Below are 25,078 nucleotides of genomic sequence, written 5' to 3'. Positions count from 1 at the left end.
GCATCGTGACGGGTCAGCCTTCGTTACCATGGCTTGGAACGATCCAGAGTTCCACATCGGCATCAAGGGAGGCAGAGCGTGGCGGTGCCGCGTTCCGGCGGTCATATCTCGGCCGCTCCGCCGACCCTGGCGGACGTCGCGGAGCTGGCCGGCGTGTCCCGGCAGACGGTCTCCAACGCGGTCAACAACCCCGATCTGCTGCGCGCCGACACCCTGGCCAGGGTGCAGGACGCGATCGACAAGCTCGGCTACCAGCCCAACCGCGCCGCGCGCAGCCTGCGCACGCGAGCGAGCCACCTGATCGGCCTGAGGATGCCGGCCCTCCAGGAGGGCACGGCCAACGCGATGATGGACCGGTTCGTCCACTCCTTCGTCGAGGCCGCGGCCGAGACCGGCTACCACGTACTCCTCTTCTATGGTGACCCCGCCGACCCGCTCGACGGCTACGACGAGCTGCTCAGGTCGACCGCGGTCGACGCGTTCGTCGTGACCGACACCCACCTCGGCGGCCAGCAGACGACCTGGTTGCAGTCGCGGCGAGCCCGCTTCGTCTCCTTCGGGCGCCCGTGGACCCAGCCCGACGCCAAGCACCCCTGGGTCGACGTCGACCTCGCCTACGGTGCCGAGATCGCCACCGAGCACCTGATCGAGCGTGGTCACTCCAAGATCGCCTGGATCGGCTGGCACAAGGACTCGCTCCTGGGTGAGGAGCGACGAAGCGGCTGGATCCACGCGATGCACACCCACGGTCTCTCGACCACCGGCCTGGCCTCGCGTACGGAGGACTCGATCAGCTCGGGCAAGGCTGCCGCCGACGCGATCCTCGACGAGACCGAACCCACCGCGCTCGTCTGCGCCTCCGACACGCTCGCGATGGGCGTGCTCCACGCGCTCTTCGAGCGGCGGCTGCGGCTCGGTGAGGACATCGCGGTCGTCGGCTTCGACGACTCCCAGGTCGCTCAGACGGTGCCGCCGGGCATCACCTCCGTACGTCCTCCGCTGGAGGAGGCCGCGCGCGAGCTGGTCAAGGCGCTCGAGGAGCTCCTCGCCACCCCGTCCTACGCCGCGCCCGGCGTGATGCTGAAACCCGCCTTGACCGTCCGAGGGTCTTCTTAGTTCACGGCTTCCGAGCGACGATGGCGTCATGGGAACTGAGGAGATCGTCGTCATCGGTGCTGGTCTCGCCGCGGTCAGCGCCATCGAAACCCTTCGCGAGGAGGGGGACACCGGCCGCCTGACCCTGGTCGGGAAGGAACCGGAGCTGCCCTACGAGCGACCGCAGCTCTCCAAGGACTTCCTGGCCGGCGCCAAGGAGTTCAAGCTCTCCCGCGACGAGGCGTGGTACGCCGAGAAGGACGTCACCGTCCTCACCGGCACCACCGCGACCGCCCTGAACCTGGACAACGGGACCGTCACGCTCGACAACGGCGACGAGCTGCCCTTCGGCACCCTGCTCCTGGCCACCGGCGCAGAGCCGAAGACGCCGCCGATCCCCGGCATCGAGAACGCGGCGACCCTCCGCACCGTCGAGGACGCCCGCCGTCTCAAGGACGCGATCAAGCCCGGCACTCGGGTCGTCACGGTCGGCGGCGGCTGGATCGGGCTCGAGGTCGCGGCATCGGTCACCGCGCTCGGCGGGAGGGCGGTCGTGCTCGAAGCGGCCGCGCAGCCGCTGCTCAACGTCCTCGGCCCGGTGCTCGGCGAGCACGTCGCCGATCTCCACGCCCGCCACGGCGTCAAGATCCACACCGGGACGACCGTCGAGGCGATCGAGCCGAAAGCCGTACGCACCAGCGCCGGCACGATCCCCGCCGACATCGTCCTCGTCGCCGTCGGTGCGGCACCGGCCACGGCGCTGGCCGCGGACGCCGGCCTCGAGGTCGGTGACGGCATCGTGGTCGACGAGGGGCTGCGTACGTCTGATCCTCGGGTCTTCGCCGCAGGCGACGTCGCGCTCGCGAACCACACCGTGCACGGCCCGCTGCGGGTCGAGCACTGGGACAACGCGATCCGGCAGGGCCGGCTGGCGGCGCGGTCGATGCTGGGGAAGGGCGGCGCGTACGACTGGCAGCCCTACTTCTTCACCGACCAGTTCGAGTTCTCGATGGAGTACGTCGGCCGCTCCGCGCCCGAGGACGAGGTGCTGCTCCGCGGCGACACCGACGGTGACGAGTTCATCGCCTACTGGCGGCGCGGTGCGACCGTGACCGCCGGGATGAACGTCGGGATCTGGGACGTCAACGACAAGCTCCGCGAGCTGGTCGGGACCGATGCCGATCCCGACCAGCTCACCGAGTCACCCTGAGCGGGTCAGAAGCACTGCGAGGCGCTGTGGAAGACGCTCGACTGGATGCCGAGGTGGATGTGGTCGCTGTGGTCGGGGTAGCCCGGCCCGAGCACCTGCGGGAACGACTGGCGTGAGGCCCGCGCGATGCCGCACATGGTCGTCGCGCTGCTGCCGGGCACCAGATCCATGGCCCGGCCGTAGAGGTGGTTGCTGTTGGAGGCGCCGCCGACGGCGTCGTTGCACGCCTTCGAGCGGTAGGCGGAGGTCACCCGCAGTGGGTTGTCGCCGAGCCGGTGCCGGATCGCCTCGGCTCGCCACATCGCCTGCATCAGGTTGGCCTTGACCTGCGCGACGGTCACGCCGGAGATCGGCGTCGGCCAGCCCCCGTAGCAGACGTCGTCGACCTCGCTCCACGCGAAGTGGACCGGGGTGCAGTCGTCGTCCTGGAGCGCGTAGATCTTGTTGAACGTGTTCGCCCCGGCCACGCCGTCGGCGGCGAGCCCGTAGGCGGCTTGGAAGTTGCGGACCGCAGTCGTCGTCGCCGGGCCGTAGGACCCGTCGATCGAGAAGACCGTGCCGGAGGCCGCCCATCCGGCGACCCGGATCTGCAGCTGGGTGACCGCGCCGCCCGAGGACCCCTGCTGCAGGGTGCCGCTCCAGGTGTAGCAGGCGTCGGCGTGAGCCGGCGCGGCCGTGACGCTGACCGCGGCGAGCGAGGCCGCGACCGTGAGAAGGAGGGTGCCGATGACCGTGCCGAGCCGACGCCCGAGCCGTGGGATGTGGTGCATGGTGAAACTCCTTTCCTTGGGGGGAGTCTCAATGGTCACGCGTTTTCCTCGGCGGCGGGCGGTGATTCAGAAACGCTTCCACCAGAGGTTCACCGCGTAGTCGACATACGTCCCCTGGTGTTCTTCCAGGATCGCGGCCGCGGTGGCGGCGTCGAACTCGATGCGTACGACCGCCTCCAGGTCCGCGCGCGAGCCGAAGGACCAGTCCATGTCGACGGGGAGGCGCGTCCAGCCGTGCCTCGACCAGAACCGCTCCTGCTCGTCGGGCGGTGGGACTTTCGGGTAGCCGCGGCGGAACCACGCGCCGAAGCTCGACCGGGAGCCGTCGTTGTCGATCACCATCGCCACGCCGCCGCGGCGCATCACCCGGTCGAGCTCGCCGAGCCCCGGTTCCGAGCCGGGGCCGAAGAAGTAGGACCAGCGGGCGTGCATGACGTCGACCGACGCCGGCGGCAGCGGCAGCCGCTGCGCGATCCCGTTGTGGACGGTGACGTTCGAGAGTCGTTTCGTACGCCGCCGGGCCAGCGTCACGAGGTCTGGATGGGGCTCGATGCCGGTGACGGCGCGGGCGGTCTCGGCGAACTTGGGCAGGTAGAACCCGGTCCCGCAGCCCAGGTCGAGGACGTCGCGTCCGGCCCACGGCCCGGTCTCGGCCATGGCGGCCCAGAGCCGGCCGTGCGGGTCGAGCGCACGGTTCTCGATCTCGTACGTCGCGGTGTGGTTCCAGATGTTGGGGGACGGGATCGCGCCCGTCGCCCCCGGCAGGTCGAGCCTGGTCAGATCCGGACCTCGCCGCGGGGCGTGACGAACTGCGCGGCCAGGAGGCCGGGAGTGCCGTGCTCGGCGACCCAGTCGATGTGGACGTTCTCGGCGGGCTTGCCGGTCCACGGGTCGACGCGTTCCTTCAGCTCGTCACCGAGATAGTCCTTGACCCGCTCGGGGTCGCCGGAGATCTCCAGGCACGTGAGGGTGATGTCCGATCCGGCGTTGCCGGGGTGGAGATCGGGGGTCTCCCACTTGATGAAGTAGGGCAGCTGCGGGTCGGCGATCAGGCCGTTGATGCCGATCTGCTGCCAGTGGAGCTCGCGGCCGTCGGGGAGGTGACGGTTGCCGGGGACGGCCTTGCGGCCGAGCCGCTCCTCGATCGGGGTCATGTCGTCGACGCCGATCACGAAGCCGATCCAGCCGCCACCGAGCGCGGAGCGGGCCTTGACGGCCTGCCCGAACGGGGCCTTGTCGCTGGCCGGGTGCTCGAGTGCCTCGACGACCTCGAGGTAGAGGCCGCCGCGCATCGGGAGGATGTAGTTACGGGTGCCGAAGCGGGGGTGGACGCCGCCGTCGACGAACTCCTGGCCGAGCAGCTCACCGAGCTGCTTGGCGGTCTGTACCAAGCCATCGGGTCCTGCAGCGTACGAAACATGGTCCAGGCGCATGTAACGATTCTGAACTCTCGCTGAGAGAGAGACCAATCCAGGGTCACTATCTCTTGATGTCGAGATACACCCCGGGGTTCAGTGCCGCTCAGCGCGGGCTGGCGGGATGGAGCGCCAGCGCGGACCTCGACCGGACGTGCGCCTCGCAGTGACGGACGAGCTCGGCGTACGCCGCCTTGCCCATCAGCTCGGTCAGCTCGGCCTGGTTGGTGAGGTAGACGGGCTCGACGGCGACATGGGCCTCGGTGTTGCCGGAGCAGTACCAGTCCAGGTCGTGGCCGCCCGGACCCCAGCCGCGCCGGTCGTACTCGGTGATCGTCACCTCGGTGTAGGTCGTCCCGTCGGTCAGCTCGACGTCGCGGAACGTACGCCGGATCGGCAGCTGCCAGCACACGTCCGGCTTCGTCTCGAAGTGCTCCCGGCCCTCGGCCGCGGCCAGGATGTGGAGCGCGCACCCCGATCCGCCGGCGAAGTCCGGCCGGTTGGCCAGCACGCACGACTCCTGCCCGCGAAAATCCGTTACCCGGGTCTTCCGCTCGCCTTCGTCGTCGAGCTCGACCCAGTCGTCGCTCTTCACCTCGCGCCTCGGGTGCTGCTCCCACAGATCCGGGGTCAGCTTCCGCACGAACTCCGCCGTCCGGGCCTCGTCCTCCTCGTCGGCGAAGTGCGCCCCGAGCGTGCAGCACCCCACGTCCGGCGAGCTCTTGAACATCCCCGGGCAGCCGTTGCCGAAGATGCAGGAGTACGCAGACGTCAACCAGGTCAGGTCGCAGCGCATCCGCTCGTCCGGGTCGTCGGGGCTCACGAACTCCACCCACGCACGCGGGAAATCCAGGGGTACCTCAGGCACCTGCCAAGCCTACGTCGTGATTGCGTACCGCCCGCATGACTGGTCATCTGGCGCGCGGATGACGACTGTGGTGTCGGGTGGGGATGGGGCATTCCGTGTACGAGCGACGGACGGAGCCTTTGTGAGTCGAGTGGTCCTGTTGTCTTGGGCAGACGTCGACGACGTGAGGTGGGGAGAGGTCGCTGCGTTCAAGGTCAGTAAGGCGGACCTGAAGTCCGCTGGGCTCACGTTCGATGTCGTGGACTTCGACGGTCTTCAGGTGGAGGTCGCTGCGTTCCAGGTTGAGTCAGGTGAAGTCGCGATGATCGGCAGCGGACACAACTCACCCGATCTACTCAGCCTCGCCGTCGCTGCCGATGCCGTCTCGACACCAGAGGACTTCATGGTTGCTCTCGGTGTTGACTTTGAATGGTCGGAGTGGCAGCCCCTGCGCTAATCAAGTGCGGCGAGGTGGCTGGATGACTGCTGAGCCTAAGGTGCGGGCGGCTAGGACAGAGGGTCCAGCTTTGTGAATCTTTCACAAAGCGGAGTTCGATGAGTGCTCTACACAACGGCGACCAGCGTCCAGATCGCCGACCGGTTGTACGTCGAGCGAAAGGGTCATGATGGGCGTCGAGTCCGCTGTGTACCGAGCCGTTCCTGCCGCTGGGACGTCTGCACCGTATGTCTCGGCTCTGGTGGACGCCGGTGCCGAGAGGCGGGGAGAAGGTCGCCTCGTGATACGAGGCCAGCGTTATTGGATCGACATGGAGGTCGACGTGCCTGCCCCTTCAGTCGGTCTGCGGGTGTCGTTCAGCAATCCGACCGACGTGGTTTCCCAGATTCGTCGCGTCTTTGACGTCCTCGCATACGCGGGCAACGGTGAGGTCGTCGATCCCACGGCGAAGAGGCGCTTCAATGTCGAAGATGCCACAAAGGTCGAAGAGTTGCTCACGGGCTACGTTCGCCGGCGGGAAATGTTTCAGCGGGACTTCGGGCCGTTCGAGGCCGCTGTCAGTGCTGATGATGTGTTCAGGCTGATGCGCGAACGGTCGGCGGAGCGCCAATGATGCGACAAGAAGTACTTGATCTCGTTCGGTTTGGCTCGCTGCCATCGGAAGACAGCAGCGACAAGCAGATCAACGAAGCAGAAACCCTGCTCTCTCGGCTGTCGAAGCCGTTGTCGGACGAGGAGGCCAACGCCTTGGTCGCCGTCTTTGGGCCGGACGATTGTCATGGCCTGGCCTGGACGCTTCTGCACTTGATCGAGACAGCCCCAAGTGCTCGGACCGCCACGTACAACCGTGGTGATGACAGCCCTTGGATCCGGCTTCTGAACGACCGGGTCGCCTCGATTGGGCCGAGCGATGACAACCGCGGGCCTACTCCGTAGTCGTGATGATCCTGATTGATGAAGTGCTCAGGCATCTGCGCGTCAGGCCCAAAGGCGCAGCTTCTCGGGGTTGCGTACGGCCCAGATGCGGGTGATGCGGCCGTCGGCGACGTCGAAGGCGTAGACGGAGACGGTGGCGCCGTCGAGCTCTCCGACCAGGCCGGGCTGGCCGTTGACCGTGCATTCGCTCAGGGTCACCGCTGGGCCGCGAGCGGCGATGTCCATCCAGGCACCGGCGATCTGTTCGGCGCCGCTGATCGGTTCGAGGAAGGCCAGGGCCAGGCCGCCGCCGTCGGCGGTGGCGATCGCCTGGGGGTCGAGCAGCCCGACGAGGGCCTCGATGTCGCGGGACTCCCAGGCCTGTTTGAAGCCCCGGACCAGGTCGGCGCGCTCTGCGATCGACGGGTCCCGGGAGGTGTCGATGCGGCGGCGGGCGCTGGAGGCGAGCTGGCGGCAGGCCGCCGGGGTGCGGCCGACGACCTCGGCGATCTCGGCGAAGGTGTAGCGGAAGATGTCGTGCAGGACGAACGAGACCCGCTCGGCGGGGGTCATCGAGTCCAGCACCACCAGGAAGGCCATGCTGATCGACTCGTCGAGGGTGACCCGGTCGGCGGGGTCGGCCTGCGCAGATCCGGTGCCGTCGAGCCAGCCGCCGGGGACCGGCTCCGGGATCCAGTCGCCCACGTAGTGCTCCCGTCGGGCGCGTGCGGAGCCGAGGAGATCCAGGCAGATCCGGCTGGCGACCGAGGTCATCCAGGCGCCGGGAGAGGCGATCGCCTCCCGTTGCCGCTCGGACAGGGCGTACCAGCGGGTGTAGGTCTCCTGCGCGACGTCCTCGGCCTCGGCGAGCGAGCCGAGCAGGCGGTAGGCGAGATTGATCAGCTGGCGGCGCTCGCTGATCACCTCGGCGAGGTGCGGGTCGGTCATGGCGGCTCCTTCGTCTGCAGGTCTACATCCCTACCGACGAAACATCGACCCGATCTGTGAGACCGCCCTGACATTCCGTACGTCTCCTTCGTCGGAGGGACAGCAGACCCATCACGGAGAACAAGGAGTCCGGAAGTGATCAGCATCGGCATCATCCTCGGCAGCACCCGCCCCAACCGCAACGGCGCACAGGTCGCCCAGTGGGTCCATGATCTGGCGTCGCATCGCGACGACGCGACCTTCGAGCTGGTCGATCTGCTCGACCACCCGCTCCCGCACCTGGACGAGGCGGTGCCGCCGATGTTCGGGCCGTCGGCCAACCAGCACACCCGCGACTGGGCCGCGCGGATCGCCCCGTTCGACGGTTTCGTGATCGTGACCCCGGAGTACAACGGCGGTATGCCTGGGGTCCTGAAGAACGCCATCGACCACGCCTGTGCGGAGTGGGAGAACAAGGCGGTCGGATTCGTCTCGTACGGAGTCAGCGGCGGCGCTCGGGCGGTTGCCCAGCTGCGTACGGTCTGCGGGGCGCTGGGCATGGCCGACGTGAGCCGCCCGGTGGAGCTCTCGCTGTTCGCCGACTTCGAGAACCACACCACCTTCGTGCCCGGGGAGCGGCACGCGGCTGCGTTGGCCGCCACGCTGGATCAGGTCGTCGCGTGGAGCACCGCGCTCGCTCGGCTGCGCGAGGGCAGCCTGGTCGGGGCCGAGGCAGGTCGGTGAGCGCGCACGAGGAGGCCGCGATCCGGCGGCAGATCGAGAAGGTCGTCGAAGGGCTGCGGGCCAAGGACCTCGAGGCCCTGCGAGAGCCGTACGCCACCGATGTCGTCTCCTTCGACGTCGAACCGCCGCTCCAGCACGTCGGGATCGGGGCGAAGCTCGCCAACTGGGCGAGGGTCTTCGAGGTCTTCGAGACCGTGGACTACGAACTGCGGGACCTCGCGCTCACCATGGGTGGCGACGTGGCGTTCGGGCATGCCTTCGGCCGTCTCAGCGGGACGATGAAGAACGGCGTCGCCACGGTCGGTATGTGGGTGCGGGTCACGTACGGGCTGCGCAAGATCGACGGCACCTGGAGGATCGCGCACGACCAGGTGTCGGTGCCGCTCGACATCCTCAGCGGCACCGGGATGGTCGATCTCGAGCCCTGACCGGCGCCCACCTCGGCGATTCGGGTGGCCGGGGTGGGCGGCGTAAACTTGTAGGTACGGAGCCACCGCTCCGTATCCATTGTGTGTATCACCTCGCGCTGGCCCCGCCGGCGGACCAAGGCGGCACAGAGCCGCGGTTCGCAGCGGGAGGTTCGAAAGAGATGTCACAGCAGGGCGAGCAGAGTCTGGTGCGCGCCGTCGGAGGGACGTACTTCCCACTCGCGCTGGTCGCGCGGATGCCGTACGCGATGATGGTCATCGGCGTGCTGACGCTGGTCGTCGCGGGCCGCGACTCGCTGGCGCTCGGCGGTCTGAACTCGGCGATGGTCGGGATCGGAGCCGCGACGTGCGGCCCGCTTCTCGGCGCCGCGGTCGACCGGTTCGGCCAGCGCCTAGTGCTGCTGGTGGTCGGCGTCGCGAGCAGCGCGATGCTGGCCGCGATGGCCTGGGTGGTCTACAGCCCGCTGCCCGACGCGGCCGTGCTGGGCGTGGCGTTCCTGGTCGGCGCGACCGCCCCGCAGATCGCACCGCTCTCGCGGTCCCGGCTGGTGGCGATCATCTCCGCGTGCATCGTCCCGGGACGCCGCGTGCGAGTGATCAACTCGACCATGGCCTACGAGTCGGCGGCCGACGAGATCGTCTTCATCGTCGGTCCCGTCGTCGCGGGCGTCCTCGCCGTCACGATCGACCCGTGGGCGCCGGTCGTCGCCGCCGCGGTGCTCACCCTGGTCTTCGTCTCCGCGTTCGCCCTCCACCCGAGCGCCGCGACCGCACAGGCCTCGTCCGGCCGTACGCCGGCCGCTGGCTCCGTGCGTGAGCTCGCCCGTCCGAACGTGGTCGTCATCGTGGTCGGCATCCTCGGCGTCGGGCTCTTCTTCGGCTCGATGCTCACCTCGCTGACCGCGTTCATGGCCGACCACGGACGCCCCGAGGAGGCAGGCGTGGTCTACGCCGCGATGGGCGTCGGCTCGGCTGCACTGGCGCTGGGCGTCGCCGTCTTCCCGGTGGGCTTCACCTCGGCCGCGCGCTGGCTGGTCTTCGGCGGGCTGATGCTCGCCGGCGCCCTTGTGCTGCCAGGAGTGTCGTCGGTCACCGGGATGGTGGTCGCGCTGCTCGTCATCGGTCTCGGGATCGGCCCGACGCTGGTCACCCAGTACGGCCTCGGTGCCCGCCGCAGCCCGGTCGGCCGGTCGGCCACCGTGATGACCATGCTCGGCTCCGCGGTGATCCTCGGCCAGTCCCTCGCCTCCGCGATCACCGGCGGCATCGCCGAACGCTGGGGCACCGAGGCGGCCCTGGCCCTGCCCGCCGCCGCCGCGCTCGTGGTCGTGCTCGCCGGGGCGGTCAACGCCCGGATCGGGGAGCGGCCGGTGCCCGCTGCGGCAGCCAGCCCCGAGCGCGCTGTGGCCACCGCCGACCGCTGAACTGGGTGACGTTTTCGTAAAACGCACGGTATGGTTCGTTTTATGAAAACGTCGAGTCCGACTCTTCTGCCGCTGCTGCGTTCGCGGCTGCAGGGAGAAGTGCTGGCGTGGGTGTTGCTTCACCCCGACGAGCAGCCGAGCCTGTCCGAGATTGCGGCGGCGGTCGGTACGACGGTGCCGACGGTCAAGCGCGAAGTCGATCGTCTCGAGGAAGCGGGCCTGGTCAAGAGCACGGCACGCGGGCGCAATCGGGCCGTCACCCCCACCACGGACCATCCGCTGTACCGCCCGCTGGCTGAGGTCATGGCGCTGACCTTCGGGCCCGTCGGGCTGCTCCGCGAGGCACTCGAACAGGTATCGGGGATCGACGAGGCCTTCATCCACGGCTCGTGGGCGGCTCGCTATGCCCAACAGCCAGGCGCCGTGCCGGGGGACATCGACCTGGTGGTGATCGGGACCCCCGACCGCGACGAGCTGTTCGAAGCGATCGAGCCTGTCGAGCGGACGCTGCGTCGCGAGGTGAACTACCGTGTGGTGACGCCGGAGGCGTGGACGGCTGACGGGGGCTCCTTCAAGGCGACGATCATGGCCCGTCCTCTTGTTCATCTGATGGGAAGCGGCGATGGCTGACCAGCCTGAAGCGGCGCCAGGACACTGGCCTCAAGGCGACGCAGAGATCGAGACGATGATCGACCACGGTGATCTCGAGCGGGTCGCCCCGTCGTCGGAGCATGCTGATCTGCTGATGAGTCACGCCGACGAGCACCTCGAAGCAGCAAAGCTGATGATGGACACACATCCGACCTCCGCGTTCCCGCTGATCTACGACGCAGCACGGAAGGCGCTCACCGCAACCCTCGCCAAGCAGGGACTTCGACCGCACGCACGCTCGGAGATCGGCGCCCACAAGGCGACCCAGCAGGCCGTCCAGGCTCAGTTGGGACGTGCCGCCGGCGTGGTACGCCCGTTCGGGCCCATGCGGTTGCGTCGGCACGACACCGAGTACCCGTCCCTGGGTGACGCGCCTATCACCGTTGGTGAGACCCGCCAGGCCCTGGACGACGCGATGGGCATTGTCGAGGCCATGAAGAAGTTGCTCCCGCGCCTCGGGCCGTTCTAGTTCATCGCCGTGACAATCATGGATATCGCATCGCTGATCCGAGTGGTTGATGCTCGGCCGCGGACCTTTGACTGGGCAGCGATCTCTGAGGAGTGGGGACGCGTGCCCCCGGTGGACTACGTCGACTTCATGCGAGACGTGGGTCCCGGGGAGCTCGGTGACTACCTGTCGATCATGGCTCCGACCGCCGACCTCGAAGCCATGCGAGATGCCGACGCCGAGACACTCGGCGACCACCTTGCGAGTGCGGCTCCCACCGCCGATCTCGGGGATGTCGGGGTTTTCGACATGGCGATCGAGACCCGAGATGCCCAACATGGCTGGGAGATCGAGACGGTGCCCAAAGTTGGGCGGCTCGCTGGGGCTTCGCCGAGGTTGCTGTGCTGGGCGGTGTCGAGTGACGCCAACCAATACTGTTGGGACTTGGCGGACGACTCGATGCCGATCATCGTCTTCGACCGAGGATTCCTGGAGTGGACCGCGTACGACTTGTCCTTCACGGACTTCGTCGTGGGGATGATTCAGGATTCGATCCCCGGCTACGCAGGCGATCGGATTGCGAGCCACCTGGGATGGCAGATGCCGGTGACGTACAAGGTGCACAAGCGCGATCGCTGGTAGCGCCTCGTCCATGCACAGGGGTTCCGCGCGGATGAGGGTGTGGCACTAAAGTCGACCTATGCGTCTGGGCGTACTCGACATTGGATCGAACACGGGACACCTGCTCGTGGTCGACGCCCACGGCGGGGCAGCCCCGTCACCGGCGTACTCCTTCAAGCAGCCGTTGCGGCTGGCTGAGCACCTCGACGAGGCCGGCGATGTCACCGAGGCCGGGATCGAGGCGCTGACCGCCTTCACCCGTGAGTCGGTCGCGGTGGGGGAGGAGAAGGGCGTCTCGGAGATGCTGGCGTTCGCGACCTCGGCGGTGCGCGATGCCGGCAACTCGCAGCAGGTGCTCGACCGCGTACATGCCGAGACCGGGGTCGAGATCGAGGTCCTTCCGGGCGACGACGAGGCGCGGCTGACCTTCCTGGCCGTACGCCGCTGGTTCGGCTGGTCGGCCGGACGGCTCGCCGTCTTCGACATCGGCGGTGGGTCCCTGGAGATCGCGGCCGGCCTGGATGAGCAGCCGTACGTCGCCTGGTCGCTGCCGCTGGGCGCCGGCCGGCTCGCGCGCAGCTACTTCGGTGACCGGCCGACCGAGGAGGAGCTGCGGGAGCTGCGCCGGACGATCCGCGCCTCGATCGCCGAAGACGCGGGCAAGATACTGCGCGACGGACACCCGGACATGGCGGTCGCGACCTCGAAGACGTTCCGCTCGCTGGCACGCATATGCGGTGCCGCGCCGAGCGGTGAGGGGCTGCGGGTGCGCCGCCAGCTGCCGCTGTCCGAGCTGCGCGAATGGATCCCGAAGCTGCTGGAGATGTCGCTCGAGGAGCTCTCCGAGCTGCCCGGGGTCAGCCCGTCACGGGCCCATCAGATCGTGCCCGGTGCGCTGGTCGCCGAGGCGTGCCTCGACATCTTCGACCTGCCCGCCTTCGAGATCTGTCCGTGGGCTCTACGGGAGGGTCTGATCCTCGACCGTCTCGACCACCTGTCCTTCATCGGCAGCTCTAACCCTGGAAGCTCCGACTAGGAGGCCCCGCGATGATCTCGCTGTCGACGTCCTCAACCTATCCCGAGTCGACCGCCCGCGGCTTCGCCTATGCGGCCGAGGTGGGCTACGACGGGGTCGAGATCATGGTCGGCATCGACGCGCTGTCGCAGCAGACCCATGCGGTCAAGCAGCTCGCCGAGCACCACGGCCTACCCATCGTCGCGATCCACGCGCCGACCTTGCTGTTCACCCAGCAGGTCTGGGGCTTCGAGCCTTGGGGCAAGCTCGAGCGGTCGGCCGAGATGGCCGTCGAGGTCGGGGCAGGGGTGGTCGTCGTACATCCGCCGTTCCGCTGGCAGCGTGAGTACGCGGCCGGGTTCGTGGAGGGCATCGCCGCGCTGGAGCGCTCGACCGGGCTGCGGTTCGCGGTGGAGAACATGTACCCGTGGCGGGCGGCCAAGCGCGCCACGCAGATGTACCTGCCTCACTGGGACCCCTCGACCGAGGAGTACGCCAACACCACCATCGATCTCTCCCACGCCGCGATCGCAGGGGACGACGTCATCGAGATGGCGAAGCGGCTCGGGTCGCGGCTGCGGCACATCCATCTCACCGACGGCACCGGGTCGGCCAAGGACGAGCATCTCGTGCCCGGGCGGGGCCGCATGGGCGCCGACCGCTTCCTGCGCCACCTGGCTGCCACGGGGTTCGACGGCGAGATCGTCCTCGAGATCAGCACCCGACGTGCCCACTCCCGCGCCGAGCGCGTCGCCGCCCTCCGCGAGTCGCTCGAGTTCGCGCGGAAGCACTTCCAGGTCTGACCTTCGCTGGTCGAGTCACCGTCAGTCGTGGGCGGCGAGCCAGGACCAGGTGAGCGAGGTCAGGGCGAGGACGAGGACGGCGGTGGCGACGCCCCACCAGCCGACGACGTACGCATAGCCGAGCAGCCAGCCGAAGAGGCTCGAGCCGCCGTAGTAGAAGAGGTTGTAGAGGGCGCTGGCCTGGGCCTTGCCGACCCGGGCTCGCGCGCCGACCCAACCCGAAGCGACGCCGTGGGCGCCGAAGAAACCGGTGGTGAGGACGAACAGGCCGGTCAGGACCATCGCGAGGTTGTCGGGGAAGGTCATCGCGACGCCGACGATCGTGATGACGACGCAGGTCAGCATGACCTTTCGCCGCCCGTGGGTGGCGGCCAGCCGGCCCGCGACCGACGACGAGACGGTGCCGCCGAGATAGGCGAAGAAGATCTGGCTCGAGATCGCCACCGGCAGCCCGAAGGGCTCGCGTTCGAGGCGGAACCCCAGATAGTTGTACGTCGCCACGAACCCGCCCATCAGCAGCGCTGCCTGTCCGTAGAGGACGAGCATGCCCGGGTCGCGGAGGTTGGCGAGCACCCCCTCGCGTACGGACGTGGTCGGCCTGCCGATGGGGCGGACCCAGCCCTGGGCGCGCGGGATCAGGGTGATCGCGATGATCGCGGCGATCGCGGAGAGGACGCCGCCGGCGGTGACGCCCAGGCGCCAGCCGCCGAGGTCGGCGAACGGCCCGGTGATGACACGGCCGAGGAGGCCGCCGACGGTGGTACCGGAGATGTAGATGGCAGCGGCGAGGCTGACGTGGCGTACGTGGATCTCCTCGGCCAGATAGGCGACCGCGAGGGCGGGTACGCCGCCGAGTGCGAGACCTTCGAGGCTGCGCAGGACGAGGAGCGTGGTGAAGCCGGGGGCGAGCGGGGTGAGCAGGCCGAGGACGAGGGAGATCGAGAGCGCGATCTTCATCGCCGGTGCCCGGCCGATGCGGTCGGCGACCCACGACCAGCCGAGGACGCTGACCGCGAGTCCAAGGGTCGCGGTGGAGACGGTGAGCGCGGCGGAGGCCTCGTTGACCTCGAGCGCGTGCGCGACGGTGGGGAGGATGCCCTGGGTGGAGTACATCTGCCCGAAGGTCGCGATCCCGGCGGCGAAGAGTCCGATCAGGATCCGCCGATAGCCGCTGCTGCCGGCATCGTGCCCGACCCAGGGGCGGGTCAGGGAGGCATCGACGGACATCGTTCTCACGGTAAAGCAGGTGTTGTGGGTGGGTGAAGCCGCGGCGTACGTGAGATATCTCTACTCTTGGGGCGATGTCCGCGCTGACCGATCGACTCTCGACCCGTCTCGTCGGTGTCGACGTGGCTCGGTGCCTGGCGCTGCTGGGAATGATGGCGACGCACGTGCTCGACCCGGTCGACGCGTCCGGGGAGCTGACCAGGATCCAGGCCGTCGCCGGTGGCCGGTCCGCGGCGCTCTTCGCGGTGCTCGCCGGCGTCAGCCTGGCGCTGATGACCGGACGTCAGGAGCCGGTGCGGGGTCAGGTGCTCGCGTCCCGGTCGCTGGGGCTGGTCGCACGGGCCGTGCTGATCGCAGCGCTCGGGCTGGTGCTCGGGTCGCTCGGCACCAACATCGCGATCATCCTGACCTACTACGGGGTGCTGTTCCTGCTCGCCATCCCGTTCCTCGGGCTGCGGGCGCGGTGGCTGTGGCTGCTCGGTGTGCTCTGGATCGTCGTCGGGCCGCTGTTGTCGCAGGTCATCCGGCCGATGCTGCCCCCGCGGCAGTTCTCCAGCCCGGATCCGGCCCAGCTGCTGGAGCCGGGCCGGCTGCTCGCCGAGCTGCTCTTCACCGGCTACTACCCGGCCGTCCCGTGGCTGGCCTACGTGTTGATCGGGATGGCCATCGGCCGCGTCGATCTGCGCAACCGGCTCGTGGTCGACATGATCTGGACCAGCGGCATCATCATCTCCGTCTCGGCCACCTGGTTGTCGGGGAGGCTGACTCGGCTGCCCTCGGTTGCCGAGGTGCTGCTGCGTACCTATCCGGAGCTGGACATCGACGGGGCGTTGACCGCGATGAGCCACGGCCTCTACGGGCAGACGCCGGTCGACGGCGGCTGGCAGTGGCTGCTGGTCGTCGCGCCGCACTCGTCCACGCCGTTCGACCTAGCACAGACGATCGGCACCTCGATGTTCGTCATCGGCGCCTGCCAGATGATCGCGCTGCGGCTGTCGGACCGGTGGCGTGCCGGGATGGCGGTGCTGTTCGGCGCCGGCACGATGACCCTCACCCTCTACACGCTGCACGTGATCATGAAGACCGCTGCCGTCTGGCCGCCGGAGACGCCCGACACGTACGTCTTCCATGTGCTCGTCGTGATGGCGATCGGCGCGCTCGTCACCGCTTGGGGTCGTCCTGGTCCGCTCGAATGGCTCGTCGGCCGCCCCGCGGCCTGGTTGCGCCGGACGGAGCCTCGCCCCGAGCTGCCGTCGTCGGGTTAGCGTGCTTCCATGAGCACGAAGGCACCGCGGCGAGGGCGCAGGCCCGGTTCGCCGGACACGCGGGCGGCGATCCTGGCGGCGGCTCGGCAGCGCTTCGCGCAGCAGGGGTACGCGGCGACCTCCGTCCGCGGGATCGCGACCGCCGCCGGGGTCGACTCCGCGCTGGTGCACCACTACTTCGGCACCAAGGAGGACCTCTTCGTCGCCTCGCTGGAGCTGCGGGTCGACCCACGAGACGTCGTGCCCGTGGTCGCAGCCGGGGGCCGCGACGGTGTGGGGGAGCGGCTCGTACGTCTCCTCCTGAGCGTCTGGGACGACGAGGAGTCCCGGCTCCCGCTGATGGCGTTGATGCGCAACGCTTTCGAGCCGGAGGGGAAGGCTCTGGTGCCGGATGCCTTCGGCCGGCTGATCCTGGCTCCGGTCAGCGAGGCACTCGAGCTCGATGAACCTGAGCGGCGGATCACGTTGGTGGCCTCGCAGCTGGTCGGGCTCGTCGCGTTGCGCTACATCGCCCGGATAGAGCCGCTCGCCTCGGCTCCGGTGGAGACCTTGGTGGCGACGTACGCGCCGGTGGTCCAGGGATATCTGACCGGACCGTTGCCGTAGCCCCTTGCGCGGGGACCGCGCTCGTGCCACATTTCATCATGTGATGAATAACGTGGTGGAGGCATCCGGCCTCCGGGTCGTACGCGGGAAGAACGAGGTGCTCCATGGCCTCGACTTCTCGATCCGGGCAGGTGAGGTCACCGGGCTGCTCGGGCCGTCCGGCTGCGGCAAGACGACGCTGATGCGTGCCCTGGTCGGCGTGCAGGCGAAGGTCACCGGGACCCTCACCGTCCTCGGCAGCCCGGCGGGCTCGGCCGCGCTGCGCCCGCGGATCGGGTACGTCACCCAGGCGGCCAGCGTCTACGACGACCTGACGATCACGGAGAATCTCCGTTTCTTCACCCGGGTGCTCGGTGCGCCGATGTCGTCGGTCACCGAAGCCATCGAGACGGTCGACCTCTTCGATCAGAAGGATCAGGTCGTACGCGATCTCTCCGGTGGCCAGCGTTCGCGGGTCGGACTCGCCGCCGCGCTGCTCGGATCGCCGGACCTGCTGGTGCTCGACGAACCGACCGTCGGGCTCGACCCGGTGCTCCGCGAGCAGCTGTGGGGCACCTTCCGCGACCTGGCCGCCGCGGGTGCGGCCGTCATCGTCTCCAGCCATGTGATGGACGAGGCCGAGCGCTGCGACCGGCTGCTGCTGATGCGCGACGGCGCCTTCCTCGCCGACGGCAGCCCGGCGGAGATCAAGCAGAAGGCGAGCGCCGACGACATCGAGCAGGCCTTCCTGACGCTGGTGAAGGAGGGAGCGCGATGAGCCTGCGACGAACCCTTGCCGTGACCGGGCGGGTCCTCGCCCAGATCCGGCGCGACCACCGCACCCTGGTGATGCTGGTGATCCTCCCGACGCTGCTGATGACCCTGCTGTGGTGGATGTACGAGGAGTCGCCCGCGCCGATCTTCGACCGGATCGGGCCGGCTCTGCTGGCGATCTTCCCGTTCATCGTGATGTTCCTGGTCACCTCGGTGACCACGCTGCGCGAACGCTCCTCGGGGACGCTCGAACGGCTGCTTGCGATGCCGCTGGGCAAGGGCGACTTCCTCCTCGGCTACGCGTTGGCGTTCGGCCTGCTCGCCGCCGTCCAGTCCGGCGTGGCCGTCGGCGTCAGCGTGGGTCTGCTCGGGCTGGAGATCACCGGCTCGGTCGCCCTGCTCGTGGTCGTCGCGATCGTCGACGCCGTCCTCGGCACCGCGCTCGGGCTGCTCGTCTCCGCCTTCGCCACCACCGAGTTCCAGGCCGTGCAGTTCATGCCGGCGATCGTGGTCCCGCAGATCCTGCTCTGCGGTCTGCTCGTGCCGCGCGAGTCGCTGCCAGCGGTCCTGGAGGCCATCTCCAACGTCCTGCCGCTCTCCTACGCCGTCGATGCGATGACCCACCTGGTCACCTCCGCCGACACCGGCGAGGTCTGGACCGACCTGGCCGTCGTCACCGGGTTCGTCGTGGCCGGCCTCGCCCTCGGATCGGCGACGCTGCGGCGGCGTACTCCCTGATCGCCGAGGGCCGCCGCAGCGGCGGGTCTGTGAGGTGGTGAGCGGAAGTTGACGGAAGGGGTACGGAGAGCGGATCGGGGCGAAACCTTGACGCCGGAGAGTAGAGGTCGCCAGTCCCCGACCCGAAACGGTGTGAGTACGCGTGACCGACACCCACTGTCCTTACTGCAGCTTGCAGTGCGGGATGACCCTTTCACGCAAAGGGCCGCGCCTGGAGGTCAGTGAGCGATCGTTCCCGGTGAACGAGGGTGCCTTGTGTCGCAAGGGGTGGACGGCGGCGGGGCTGCGCGGCAGCCGCGAGCGGCTCACCACGCCGATGATGCGCGACCGGACGACGGGGGAGTGGAGCGCGGCGACCTGGGACGAGGCGCTCGACCTGGTCGCGTCGAAGCTCTCTGACCTGCGGGAGACCCACGGCGCCGACGCCAACGCCGTCTTCGGCGGCGGTGGGCTGACCAACGAGAAGGCGTACCAGCTCGGGAAGTTCGCCCGGGTCGCCCTCGGCACCTCCCAGATCGACTACAACGGCCGCTGGTGCATGTCCTCGGCGGCCTCGGCCGGCAACCAGGCCTTCGGCGTCGACCGCGGCCTGCCGTTCCCGCTGGCCGACATCGAGAAGACCGACGTCTGTGTGCTCGTCGGCTCCAACCTCGCCGAGACGATGCCGCCGGCGGCCCGCCACCTCGACCGGCTGCGGGAGAACGGCGGCAAGGTCGTCGTCATCGACCCGCGGCTGACCCCGACCGGCGAGCGTGCCGACCTCTTCCTCCAGCCGGTCCCCGGCACCGACCTGCCCCTCGCGCTCGGCGTCATGCACCTGCTCGACGCGGCCGGCGCTGTCGACGAGGACTACATCGCCGAGCGGACCACAGGCTTCGAGGACGTACGCCGCTCCGTGGCCGCCTGGTGGCCGGAGATGGTCGAGCGGGTCAGTGGGGTCGAGGCCGCGCAGCTGCGCGAGCTCGCCGACCTGCTCGCCAGCGCCGGGAAGGTCATGGTCCTGACCGCCCGCGGCGCCGAGCAGCACGCCCAGGGCACCGCCACCGTCCTGGCCTGGCTCAACGTGGCGCTCGCGCTCGGCATGCCCGGAAAGGCGTACGCCGGCTACGGCTGCCTGACCGGCCAGGGCAACGGCCAGGGTGGCCGCGAGCACGGCCAGAAGGCCGACCAGCTTCCCGGCTACCGGATGATCGACGACCCCGCCGCCCGGACCCACGTCGCCGCGGTCTGGGGCGTCGATCCCGAGACCATCCCCGGCAAGGGCCGCTCCGCCTACGAGCTCCTCGACGCGCTCGGCACTCCTGAAGGCCCCAAGAGCCTCATCGTCTTCGGCTCCAACATCGTCGTCTCCGCCCCCAACGCCACCCACGTCACGTCGCGGCTGGCTGACCTCGATCTGCTGGTCGTCGCCGACATGGTGATGAGCGAGACCGCTGCGATGGCTGACGTGGTCCTGCCGGTGACCCAGTGGGCCGAGGAGACCGGCACCATGACCAACCTCGAGGGCCGGGTGATCCTGCGCAACCAGGCGATCAGCGCCCCCGACGGGGTCATGAACGACCTCGACATCATCACCGGTCTCGCCACCCGCCTCGGTGCCGCCTCGACCTGGTCGACCGACCCCGAGGAGATCTTCACCGAGCTCCGCGCGGCCTCGAAGGGCGGCAAGGCCGACTACAGCGGCATCACCTACGACCGCATCCGCGACGAGGACGGCGTCTTCTGGCCCTGCCCGGAAGACACCCAGGGCACCCCGCGCCTCTTCGCCGACTCCTTCTTCCATGCCGACGGCCGCGCCCGCTTCATCGACGTCGCCCACCGTGGCCCGGCCGAGCAGCCGAGCGCCGACTACCCGCTCCACCTGACCACCGGCCGGGTGCTCGCGCAGTACCAGTCCGGTGCCCAGACCCGGCGGATCAAGGACCTTCCCGACGAGGGCGCCTTCGTCGAGCTCCACCCGCTGCTGGCCGACCGGGTCGGCGCCCACGACGGCGACCCGGTCGTCGTACGCACCCCGCGCGGCGAGATGAAGGCGCCCGCGCGGATCGTCACGACGATCCGTCCGGACACGGTCTTCGTACCGTTCCACTGGGTAGGCGCCAACAAGCTCACCAACGACGCCCTCGACCCCTCCAGCCGGATGCCGGAGTTCAAGGTCTGCGCCGCGGCGGTGACGGCATGAGCGAGCCCGTGAGCGAGCCCGTGAGCGAGAAGCGGATCGTCATCATCGGTGGCGGCATGGCCGCGGCGCGGCTGGTCGAGGGACTGGTCGCGCGCGGCCTGGGTCCGCAGACGACCGTGCTCGCGGAGGAGCAGCACGCTCCGTACAACCGGATCCTTCTCTCCGCCGTGCTCGAGGGCACCCACCGTCCCGGGGCGCTCGCGCTGCGCGAGAAGCAGTGGTACGCCGACAGGGGAGTCGACCTCCGCCTGGACAGCCTCGTCGTCGACATCCACCGTGACCGCCACGAGGTCGAGCTCGCCAACCGGACGAGGGTTCCCTACGACGCCGTCGTGCTGGCGACCGGGGCCATCCCGACCCTGCCGCCGATCCGCGGCGTGGTGCGGATGGACGGCTCGCTGGACCCGCGGGTGCAGGCGTTCCGCAGTCTCGACGACTGCGGGCGGCTGCTCGACACGCTTCACGACCACCCCCGGACCGCGGTGATCGTCGGCGGTGGTCTGCTCGGTCTCCAGGTCGCCCGTGCGCTGGCGGTCCGCGGCATCGAGACCGAGATCGTCGAGGGCCGCGACCACCTGCTCAGCAGCCAGGTCGACGCGTCGGCAGGCAAGGTGCTCAAGCGGTCGATGGCCAAGCTCGGCACCCAGGTCTACCTCGGCGCCCGCGCGACCAGGCTGACCGACGAGGGGCTCAAGCTCGACAACGGCTACACGCTCGAGACCGACCTGGTCGTGCTCACCGCCGGCGGCCGCCCGCGCGCCAACCTCGCCCGCCGCGCCGAGCTCACCGTCAACCGCGGCATCGTCGTCGACGACCGGCTTCGCAGCGTCGACGACCCGGACGTCTACGCGATCGGCGACTGCGCCGAGCACAACGCAACCGTGACCGGCTTCGTATCGCCGGCATGGGAGCAGGCCGGCGTCCTCGCCGACGTCCTGGCCGGCGGCTCCGCGACCTACGAAGGACACCGCGTCGTCGCCCGGCTGCGCGCCACCGACCTCGACGTCTGCGTCCTCGGCGAGCCCGAGAACGAGACGGGCGAGGTCGTCGAGATCGCCAACCCGGTCAAGGGCACCCACCGCAAGCTGGTCGTACGCGACGGCCGCATCGTCGCCGGCGCCCTCGTCGGTGACCTCAGCCGGGTCGGCCTGATCACCCAGGCCTTCGACCGGCAGACAGTGCTCGGCGAGCACGAGGCCGGGCAGCTGCTGCTGCCCGAGCCGTCCAACGGTCCCCGTCCGGAGCTCCCCGACGACGCGGAGGTCTGCGCCTGCGCCGGTGTCAGCGCCGGCCGGATCCGGGCCTGCCGGTCCCTCGAGGACGTACGCGACACCACCCGCGCCACCACCGGATGCGGTGGCTGCGCGCCGACCGTACGTCAGCTCCTGGCCACTCGGCCCAGCGGTACTCAGCTCAATGCAACGAAGCTCAGTCTGGAAGGAACTACGTCATGAGCCCTCACCTCCGCAAGAAGGTCGTCGTCGTCGGCCACGGCATGGTCGGTCACCGCTTCGTGACCGCGGCCATCGAGCGCGGTCTCACCGAGACCCACGACATCGTGGTCTTCGGTGAGGAGCCGCGCCCGGCGTACGACCGGGTCGCCCTCACCAGCTTCTTCGAGGTCGGCGCCGAGGCACTCTCCTTCCTGCCCTCCGGCGTCTACGAGGACCCGCGCGTCACCCTGCGCACCAGCACGAGCGTCGTCGAGATCGACCCCGCCGCGCAGACGGTGATGCTCGCCGACGGCGAGGAGATGGCGTACGACGAGCTGGTGCTCGCCACCGGAGCGGCGCCGTTCGTGCCGCCTGTGCCGGGTTCTGAGCTCGGGAACGTCTTCGTCTACCGCACGATCGAGGACCTCGAGGCGATCCGCGAGGCCGCGAAGACCGCGAAGACCGGGGCCGTGATCGGCGGTGGCCTGCTCGGGCTGGAGGCCGCCAACGCGCTGCACCAGCTCGGCGTCGAGACCCACGTGGTCGAGCTCGCGCCGCGGCTGATGGCCGTGCAGGTCGACGACGCCGGCGGCAACACGCTCAAGCGCCACATCCAGAAGCTCGGTCTCACCGTGCACACCGGCGTGATGACGGAATCGATCTCGCCGGACTCCGCGGCCGAGATCTCGGTCGTGGACGAGGACGAGAGCGGCGTGCTCGACGGCAAGGTCAGCGCTCTGAAGTTCAAGGACGTCGAGGAGCCGCTGCCGATCGACATGCTCGTCTTCTCGGCCGGCATCCGGCCGCGCGACGCGCTCGCCCGCGCCGCCGGCCTGGACCTGGCCGAGCGCGGCGGCGTGCTGGTCGACGAGCAGTGCCGCTCCTCCGACCCGCACGTGTGGGCGGTCGGCGAGTGCGCCGCGCCCGGCGGCAAGATGTACGGCCTGGTGGCCCCCGGCTACGACATGGCCGAGGTCGTCGCCGACGCGCTGCTCGGCGGTGCCGGCACCTTCACCGGCGCCGACATGTCGACCAAGCTCAAGCTGCTCGGTGTCGACGTCGCGAGCTTCGGTGACGCGCACGGCACCACCGACGAGTGCCTCGAGCTCACGTACTCCGACGCGGTTGCCGGCGTCTACAAGAAGCTCGTGATCAGCGAGGACGGCACCCGCCTGCTCGGCGGCGTGCTGGTCGGCGACGCCTCCGCGTACGGCCTGCTGCGGCCCATGGTCGCCTCGGGCATGGTCCTTCCGGAGAACCCGGAAGAGCTGATCCTCCCCCAGTCCAGTGGCGGTGGGGGAGGAATTCAGCTTCCTCCCGAGGCGCAGATCTGCTCCTGCAACAACGTCACCCGCGGTGACATCGAGGCGGCCGTCGACAACGGCTGTGAGAGCGCGGCGGACGTCACCAAGGAGACCAAGGCCGGCTCGACGTGTGGATCCTGCAAGGTGCAGGTGAAGAAGATCGTCGAGGACTACTTCACCGCCCAGGGCAAGACCGTCGACACGAGCCTGTGCGAGCACTTCAAGATGACCCGCGCCGAGCTCTTCGACGTGGTCCTGATCCACGGCTACAAGACCTTCGACCAGATCATCGAGGCCCACGGCACCGGCCGCGGCTGCGACCTGTGCAAGCCGGCTGTCGCGAGCATCCTGGCGAGTCAGCTCAACGGGCACGTGCTGGCCAAGGAGAACCGCAAGCTCCAGGACACCAACGACGCCTACCTGGCCAACCTCCAGAAGAACGGCTCCTACTCCGTCGTCCCGCGCATCCCCGGCGGCGAGATCACGCCCGAGGGCCTGATCGTGATCGGTGAGGTGGCCAAGGACTTCGGCCTCTACACCAAGATCACCGGCGGCCAGCGCATCGACATGTTCGGCGCCCGGATGGAGGACCTCCCCGCGATCTGGAAGCGCCTGGTCGACGCCGGGTTCGAGTCGGGCCACGCGTACGGGAAGTCCCTGCGGACCGTGAAGTCCTGCGTCGGTTCGACCTGGTGCCGCTACGGCGTCCAGGACTCCGTCGGCCTCGCGATCATGCTGGAGACCCGCTACCGCGGGCTGCGCTCGCCGCACAAGCTCAAGGGTGGCGTCTCCGGGTGCGCCCGCGAGTGCGCAGAGGCCCGCGGCAAGGACTTCGGCGTCATCGCCACCGAGAAGGGCTGGAACCTGTACGTCGGGGGCAACGGCGGCGCCATCCCGGCCCACGCCCAGCTGCTCGCCGGTGACCTGAGCACCGAGGAGCTGGTCAGCTACCTCGACCGTTTCCTCATGTACTACGTACGCACCGCCGACCGCCTCCAGCGCACCTCGACCTGGATCGACTCCCTCGACGGCGGCCTGGACCGGGTCCGCGAGGTCGTGGTCGACGACGTCCTCGGCCTCGGCACCGAGCTCGAGGCCGCGATGGCCGCGCACGTCGACGGCTACTTCGACGAGTGGAAGGCGACGATCGAGGACCCGGAGAAGCTGAAGCGGTTCGTCTCCTTCGTCAACGCCCCGGACATCCCGGACCCCAACATCTCCTTCGGGTCCACCCGCGGCCAGATCGTCCCGGAGGTCGGCGAGGAGCCGGCCGCTGTCGGCCCGGTCTCGCTCGGTTCCTCGATCCCTGTCGGAATGCCCACCCTGGAGGAGACGCGATGACCGAGACCCAGACCCAGATCCAGCCCGTGACGTACATCGCCGTTTGTCGCCTCGACGACATCGACCCGGAGACGGGCATCGCCGCGCTGGTGCGCGGAGAGGCCGTCGCCGTCTTCCGGACCCTCGACGACCGTGTCTTCGCGTTGTCGAACTTCGATCCGTACGGCCACGCCTCGGTGCTCGCCCGCGGGATCGTCGGGACGCGTGGTGAGGTGCCGTTCGTGGCCTCGCCCCTGCTCAAGCAGCCGTTCTCGCTCGAGAGCGGTCAGTGCCTCGACGACCCGTCGGTGTCGGTCCCGACCTACGAGGTCGACGTCATCGACGGCGAGGTACGCATCGGGGCACGCCGGGCGTAGGCCCGCGGTTCTCCCGCTCCTCGGGGCTGTGAGGCCGTGAGCGAAAGTTAGCCGTGGCGATCAAGCAGCCCACGGATGGCGAAACGCGGCTGCCGCAGGGTGG

Annotated in this window: 27 protein-coding genes; 21 read left to right on the top strand and 6 right to left on the bottom strand. The window is 69.3% G+C overall.

Annotated elements, in window-relative coordinates; all coding sequences use genetic code 11:
• Nucleotides 1-78: 78 nt before the first annotated feature.
• Both AB0F44_RS08520 and AB0F44_RS08515 read left to right on the top strand, forming a co-directional pair.
• Nucleotides 79-1,116 carry a LacI family DNA-binding transcriptional regulator gene (locus tag AB0F44_RS08520; RefSeq protein ID WP_084100324.1) on the top strand — a complete coding sequence of 346 codons (1,038 nt, stop codon included), beginning with the start codon at nucleotides 79-81 and terminating at the stop codon, nucleotides 1,114-1,116.
• 28 nt (nucleotides 1,117-1,144) lie between these two features.
• Nucleotides 1,145-2,305, top strand: coding sequence for an FAD-dependent oxidoreductase (locus AB0F44_RS08515; protein WP_357354481.1), 1,161 nt, complete (start codon nucleotides 1,145-1,147; stop codon nucleotides 2,303-2,305).
• Between the two features lie 5 nt (nucleotides 2,306-2,310).
• Here the strand turns inward: AB0F44_RS08515 and AB0F44_RS08510 are convergent, their stop codons facing one another.
• The 4 genes from AB0F44_RS08510 to AB0F44_RS08495 all read right to left on the bottom strand — a co-directional run bounded on the left by AB0F44_RS08510 (nucleotide 2,311) and on the right by AB0F44_RS08495 (nucleotide 5,358).
• Nucleotides 2,311-3,075 (bottom strand): M15 family metallopeptidase, encoded by a 765-nt coding sequence (locus AB0F44_RS08510; protein WP_357354479.1) that lies wholly within the window; start codon nucleotides 3,073-3,075, stop codon nucleotides 2,311-2,313.
• 66 nt (nucleotides 3,076-3,141) lie between these two features.
• Complete coding sequence (locus AB0F44_RS08505; RefSeq protein ID WP_357354477.1) at nucleotides 3,142-3,963, bottom strand: class I SAM-dependent methyltransferase; 822 nt, start codon at nucleotides 3,961-3,963, stop codon at nucleotides 3,142-3,144.
• On the bottom strand, nucleotides 3,852-4,508 hold the full coding sequence (locus AB0F44_RS08500) for a VOC family protein (protein WP_160026421.1): 657 nt from the start codon (nucleotides 4,506-4,508) through the stop codon (nucleotides 3,852-3,854). The genes AB0F44_RS08505 and AB0F44_RS08500 overlap by 112 nt, the downstream gene beginning before the upstream one ends.
• 88 nt (nucleotides 4,509-4,596) lie before the next feature.
• Complete coding sequence (locus tag AB0F44_RS08495; protein ID WP_357354475.1) at nucleotides 4,597-5,358, bottom strand: hypothetical protein; 762 nt, start codon at nucleotides 5,356-5,358, stop codon at nucleotides 4,597-4,599.
• A 58-nt stretch (nucleotides 5,359-5,416) separates the two neighbouring features.
• Between AB0F44_RS08495 and AB0F44_RS08490 the strand changes: the two genes are divergently transcribed.
• The 3 genes from AB0F44_RS08490 (at nucleotide 5,417) to AB0F44_RS08480 (ending at nucleotide 6,730) form a co-directional block, all read left to right on the top strand.
• The gene (locus tag AB0F44_RS08490; RefSeq protein WP_357354473.1) at nucleotides 5,417-5,794 is read left to right on the top strand and encodes a hypothetical protein; all 378 of its coding nucleotides are present in this window, start codon (nucleotides 5,417-5,419) and stop codon (nucleotides 5,792-5,794) included.
• 310 nt (nucleotides 5,795-6,104) lie between these two features.
• A complete protein-coding gene (locus AB0F44_RS08485) occupies nucleotides 6,105-6,407 on the top strand; it encodes a hypothetical protein (RefSeq protein ID WP_357354471.1) in 303 nt (100 codons plus the stop codon).
• Nucleotides 6,407-6,730: a hypothetical protein gene (locus tag AB0F44_RS08480; protein ID WP_357354469.1), complete on the top strand. Its 324-nt coding sequence runs from the start codon at nucleotides 6,407-6,409 to the stop codon at nucleotides 6,728-6,730. Before AB0F44_RS08485 ends, AB0F44_RS08480 begins: the two co-directional genes overlap by 1 nt.
• A gap of 42 nt (nucleotides 6,731-6,772) precedes the next feature.
• Here the strand turns inward: AB0F44_RS08480 and sigJ are convergent, their stop codons facing one another.
• Nucleotides 6,773-7,657 (bottom strand): RNA polymerase sigma factor SigJ, encoded by an 885-nt coding sequence (gene sigJ / locus AB0F44_RS08475; protein WP_357354467.1) that lies wholly within the window; start codon nucleotides 7,655-7,657, stop codon nucleotides 6,773-6,775.
• A 135-nt stretch (nucleotides 7,658-7,792) separates the two neighbouring features.
• Here sigJ and AB0F44_RS08470 point away from each other — a divergent pair, with 135 nt between their 5' ends.
• The 8 genes from AB0F44_RS08470 (at nucleotide 7,793) to AB0F44_RS08435 (ending at nucleotide 13,770) form a co-directional block, all read left to right on the top strand.
• Nucleotides 7,793-8,380, top strand: coding sequence for an NAD(P)H-dependent oxidoreductase (locus AB0F44_RS08470; RefSeq protein ID WP_357354465.1), 588 nt, complete (start codon nucleotides 7,793-7,795; stop codon nucleotides 8,378-8,380).
• The gene (locus AB0F44_RS08465) at nucleotides 8,377-8,808 is read left to right on the top strand and encodes a nuclear transport factor 2 family protein (RefSeq protein ID WP_357354463.1); all 432 of its coding nucleotides are present in this window, start codon (nucleotides 8,377-8,379) and stop codon (nucleotides 8,806-8,808) included. Before AB0F44_RS08470 ends, AB0F44_RS08465 begins: the two co-directional genes overlap by 4 nt.
• 161 nt (nucleotides 8,809-8,969) lie before the next feature.
• A complete protein-coding gene (locus tag AB0F44_RS08460; protein WP_357354461.1) occupies nucleotides 8,970-10,232 on the top strand; it encodes an MFS transporter in 1,263 nt (420 codons plus the stop codon).
• Nucleotides 10,233-10,274: 42 nt separating this feature from the next.
• Nucleotides 10,275-10,862, top strand: a complete 588-nt coding sequence (locus tag AB0F44_RS08455; RefSeq protein ID WP_357354459.1) for a helix-turn-helix domain-containing protein — start codon at nucleotides 10,275-10,277, stop codon at nucleotides 10,860-10,862.
• Nucleotides 10,855-11,352: a hypothetical protein gene (locus AB0F44_RS08450; RefSeq protein ID WP_357354457.1), complete on the top strand. Its 498-nt coding sequence runs from the start codon at nucleotides 10,855-10,857 to the stop codon at nucleotides 11,350-11,352. The genes AB0F44_RS08455 and AB0F44_RS08450 overlap by 8 nt, the downstream gene beginning before the upstream one ends.
• A 111-nt stretch (nucleotides 11,353-11,463) precedes the next feature.
• Nucleotides 11,464-11,973 carry a hypothetical protein gene (locus AB0F44_RS08445; RefSeq protein WP_357354455.1) on the top strand — a complete coding sequence of 170 codons (510 nt, stop codon included), beginning with the start codon at nucleotides 11,464-11,466 and terminating at the stop codon, nucleotides 11,971-11,973.
• Between the two features lie 58 nt (nucleotides 11,974-12,031).
• Nucleotides 12,032-12,988 (top strand): Ppx/GppA phosphatase family protein, encoded by a 957-nt coding sequence (locus tag AB0F44_RS08440; protein ID WP_357354453.1) that lies wholly within the window; start codon nucleotides 12,032-12,034, stop codon nucleotides 12,986-12,988.
• A gap of 11 nt (nucleotides 12,989-12,999) precedes the next feature.
• Entirely contained in the window at nucleotides 13,000-13,770 is a 771-nt protein-coding gene (locus AB0F44_RS08435) for a sugar phosphate isomerase/epimerase (protein ID WP_357354451.1), read from the top strand.
• A 21-nt stretch (nucleotides 13,771-13,791) separates the two neighbouring features.
• Here the strand turns inward: AB0F44_RS08435 and AB0F44_RS08430 are convergent, their stop codons facing one another.
• On the bottom strand, nucleotides 13,792-14,997 hold the full coding sequence (locus AB0F44_RS08430) for an MFS transporter (protein WP_357354449.1): 1,206 nt from the start codon (nucleotides 14,995-14,997) through the stop codon (nucleotides 13,792-13,794).
• 74 nt (nucleotides 14,998-15,071) lie between these two features.
• Here AB0F44_RS08430 and AB0F44_RS08425 point away from each other — a divergent pair, with 74 nt between their 5' ends.
• The 8 genes from AB0F44_RS08425 (at nucleotide 15,072) to nirD (ending at nucleotide 24,975) form a co-directional block, all read left to right on the top strand.
• Entirely contained in the window at nucleotides 15,072-16,262 is a 1,191-nt protein-coding gene (locus tag AB0F44_RS08425; RefSeq protein ID WP_357354447.1) for a heparan-alpha-glucosaminide N-acetyltransferase domain-containing protein, read from the top strand.
• 9 nt (nucleotides 16,263-16,271) lie between these two features.
• The gene (locus tag AB0F44_RS08420; RefSeq protein ID WP_357354445.1) at nucleotides 16,272-16,868 is read left to right on the top strand and encodes a TetR family transcriptional regulator; all 597 of its coding nucleotides are present in this window, start codon (nucleotides 16,272-16,274) and stop codon (nucleotides 16,866-16,868) included.
• Between the two features lie 43 nt (nucleotides 16,869-16,911).
• Nucleotides 16,912-17,625 carry an ABC transporter ATP-binding protein gene (locus AB0F44_RS08415; RefSeq protein WP_357354443.1) on the top strand — a complete coding sequence of 238 codons (714 nt, stop codon included), beginning with the start codon at nucleotides 16,912-16,914 and terminating at the stop codon, nucleotides 17,623-17,625.
• Nucleotides 17,622-18,359 (top strand): ABC transporter permease, encoded by a 738-nt coding sequence (locus tag AB0F44_RS08410; RefSeq protein WP_357354441.1) that lies wholly within the window; start codon nucleotides 17,622-17,624, stop codon nucleotides 18,357-18,359. The genes AB0F44_RS08415 and AB0F44_RS08410 overlap by 4 nt, the downstream gene beginning before the upstream one ends.
• A gap of 142 nt (nucleotides 18,360-18,501) precedes the next feature.
• Nucleotides 18,502-20,541 (top strand): molybdopterin oxidoreductase family protein, encoded by a 2,040-nt coding sequence (locus AB0F44_RS08405; protein ID WP_357354440.1) that lies wholly within the window; start codon nucleotides 18,502-18,504, stop codon nucleotides 20,539-20,541.
• Entirely contained in the window at nucleotides 20,538-21,995 is a 1,458-nt protein-coding gene (locus AB0F44_RS08400) for an FAD-dependent oxidoreductase (protein WP_357354438.1), read from the top strand. Before AB0F44_RS08405 ends, AB0F44_RS08400 begins: the two co-directional genes overlap by 4 nt.
• Nucleotides 21,992-24,619, top strand: a complete 2,628-nt coding sequence (gene nirB / locus AB0F44_RS08395) for a nitrite reductase large subunit NirB (protein ID WP_357354436.1) — start codon at nucleotides 21,992-21,994, stop codon at nucleotides 24,617-24,619. The genes AB0F44_RS08400 and nirB overlap by 4 nt, the downstream gene beginning before the upstream one ends.
• A complete protein-coding gene (gene nirD / locus AB0F44_RS08390; RefSeq protein ID WP_357354434.1) occupies nucleotides 24,616-24,975 on the top strand; it encodes a nitrite reductase small subunit NirD in 360 nt (119 codons plus the stop codon). Before nirB ends, nirD begins: the two co-directional genes overlap by 4 nt.
• Nucleotides 24,976-25,078 lie beyond the last annotated feature (103 nt).

It is taken from the genome of Nocardioides sp. NPDC023903 (assembly GCF_040639295.1).
Taxonomy (GTDB): domain Bacteria; phylum Actinomycetota; class Actinomycetes; order Propionibacteriales; family Nocardioidaceae; genus Nocardioides.
Note: the sequence above shows the minus strand (reverse complement) of the source record. Positions and strands in the feature narration are given on the sequence as shown.

What these genes read in the sequence shown, in the direction of transcription:
- AB0F44_RS08515 (WP_357354481.1), top strand. Translation starts at nt 1,145, where the DNA reads ATGGGAACTGAGGAGATCGTCGTCATCGGTGCTGGTCTCGCCGCGGTC.
- AB0F44_RS08510 (WP_357354479.1), bottom strand. Translation starts at nt 3,075, where the DNA reads ATGCACCACATCCCACGGCTCGGGCGTCGGCTCGGCACGGTCATCGGC.
- AB0F44_RS08500 (WP_160026421.1), bottom strand. Translation starts at nt 4,508, where the DNA reads ATGCGCCTGGACCATGTTTCGTACGCTGCAGGACCCGATGGCTTGGTA.
- AB0F44_RS08490 (WP_357354473.1), top strand. Translation starts at nt 5,417, where the DNA reads ATGACGACTGTGGTGTCGGGTGGGGATGGGGCATTCCGTGTACGAGCG.
- AB0F44_RS08485 (WP_357354471.1), top strand. Translation starts at nt 6,105, where the DNA reads ATGGAGGTCGACGTGCCTGCCCCTTCAGTCGGTCTGCGGGTGTCGTTC.
- AB0F44_RS08480 (WP_357354469.1), top strand. Translation starts at nt 6,407, where the DNA reads ATGCGACAAGAAGTACTTGATCTCGTTCGGTTTGGCTCGCTGCCATCG.
- sigJ (WP_357354467.1), bottom strand. Translation starts at nt 7,657, where the DNA reads ATGACCGACCCGCACCTCGCCGAGGTGATCAGCGAGCGCCGCCAGCTG.
- AB0F44_RS08460 (WP_357354461.1), top strand. Translation starts at nt 8,970, where the DNA reads ATGTCACAGCAGGGCGAGCAGAGTCTGGTGCGCGCCGTCGGAGGGACG.
- AB0F44_RS08455 (WP_357354459.1), top strand. Translation starts at nt 10,275, where the DNA reads ATGAAAACGTCGAGTCCGACTCTTCTGCCGCTGCTGCGTTCGCGGCTG.
- AB0F44_RS08450 (WP_357354457.1), top strand. Translation starts at nt 10,855, where the DNA reads ATGGCTGACCAGCCTGAAGCGGCGCCAGGACACTGGCCTCAAGGCGAC.
- AB0F44_RS08440 (WP_357354453.1), top strand. Translation starts at nt 12,032, where the DNA reads ATGCGTCTGGGCGTACTCGACATTGGATCGAACACGGGACACCTGCTC.
- AB0F44_RS08435 (WP_357354451.1), top strand. Translation starts at nt 13,000, where the DNA reads ATGATCTCGCTGTCGACGTCCTCAACCTATCCCGAGTCGACCGCCCGC.
- AB0F44_RS08430 (WP_357354449.1), bottom strand. Translation starts at nt 14,997, where the DNA reads ATGTCCGTCGATGCCTCCCTGACCCGCCCCTGGGTCGGGCACGATGCC.
- AB0F44_RS08425 (WP_357354447.1), top strand. Translation starts at nt 15,072, where the DNA reads ATGTCCGCGCTGACCGATCGACTCTCGACCCGTCTCGTCGGTGTCGAC.
- AB0F44_RS08420 (WP_357354445.1), top strand. Translation starts at nt 16,272, where the DNA reads ATGAGCACGAAGGCACCGCGGCGAGGGCGCAGGCCCGGTTCGCCGGAC.
- AB0F44_RS08415 (WP_357354443.1), top strand. Translation starts at nt 16,912, where the DNA reads ATGAATAACGTGGTGGAGGCATCCGGCCTCCGGGTCGTACGCGGGAAG.
- AB0F44_RS08410 (WP_357354441.1), top strand. Translation starts at nt 17,622, where the DNA reads ATGAGCCTGCGACGAACCCTTGCCGTGACCGGGCGGGTCCTCGCCCAG.
- AB0F44_RS08400 (WP_357354438.1), top strand. Translation starts at nt 20,538, where the DNA reads ATGAGCGAGCCCGTGAGCGAGCCCGTGAGCGAGAAGCGGATCGTCATC.
- nirB (WP_357354436.1), top strand. Translation starts at nt 21,992, where the DNA reads ATGAGCCCTCACCTCCGCAAGAAGGTCGTCGTCGTCGGCCACGGCATG.
- nirD (WP_357354434.1), top strand. Translation starts at nt 24,616, where the DNA reads ATGACCGAGACCCAGACCCAGATCCAGCCCGTGACGTACATCGCCGTT.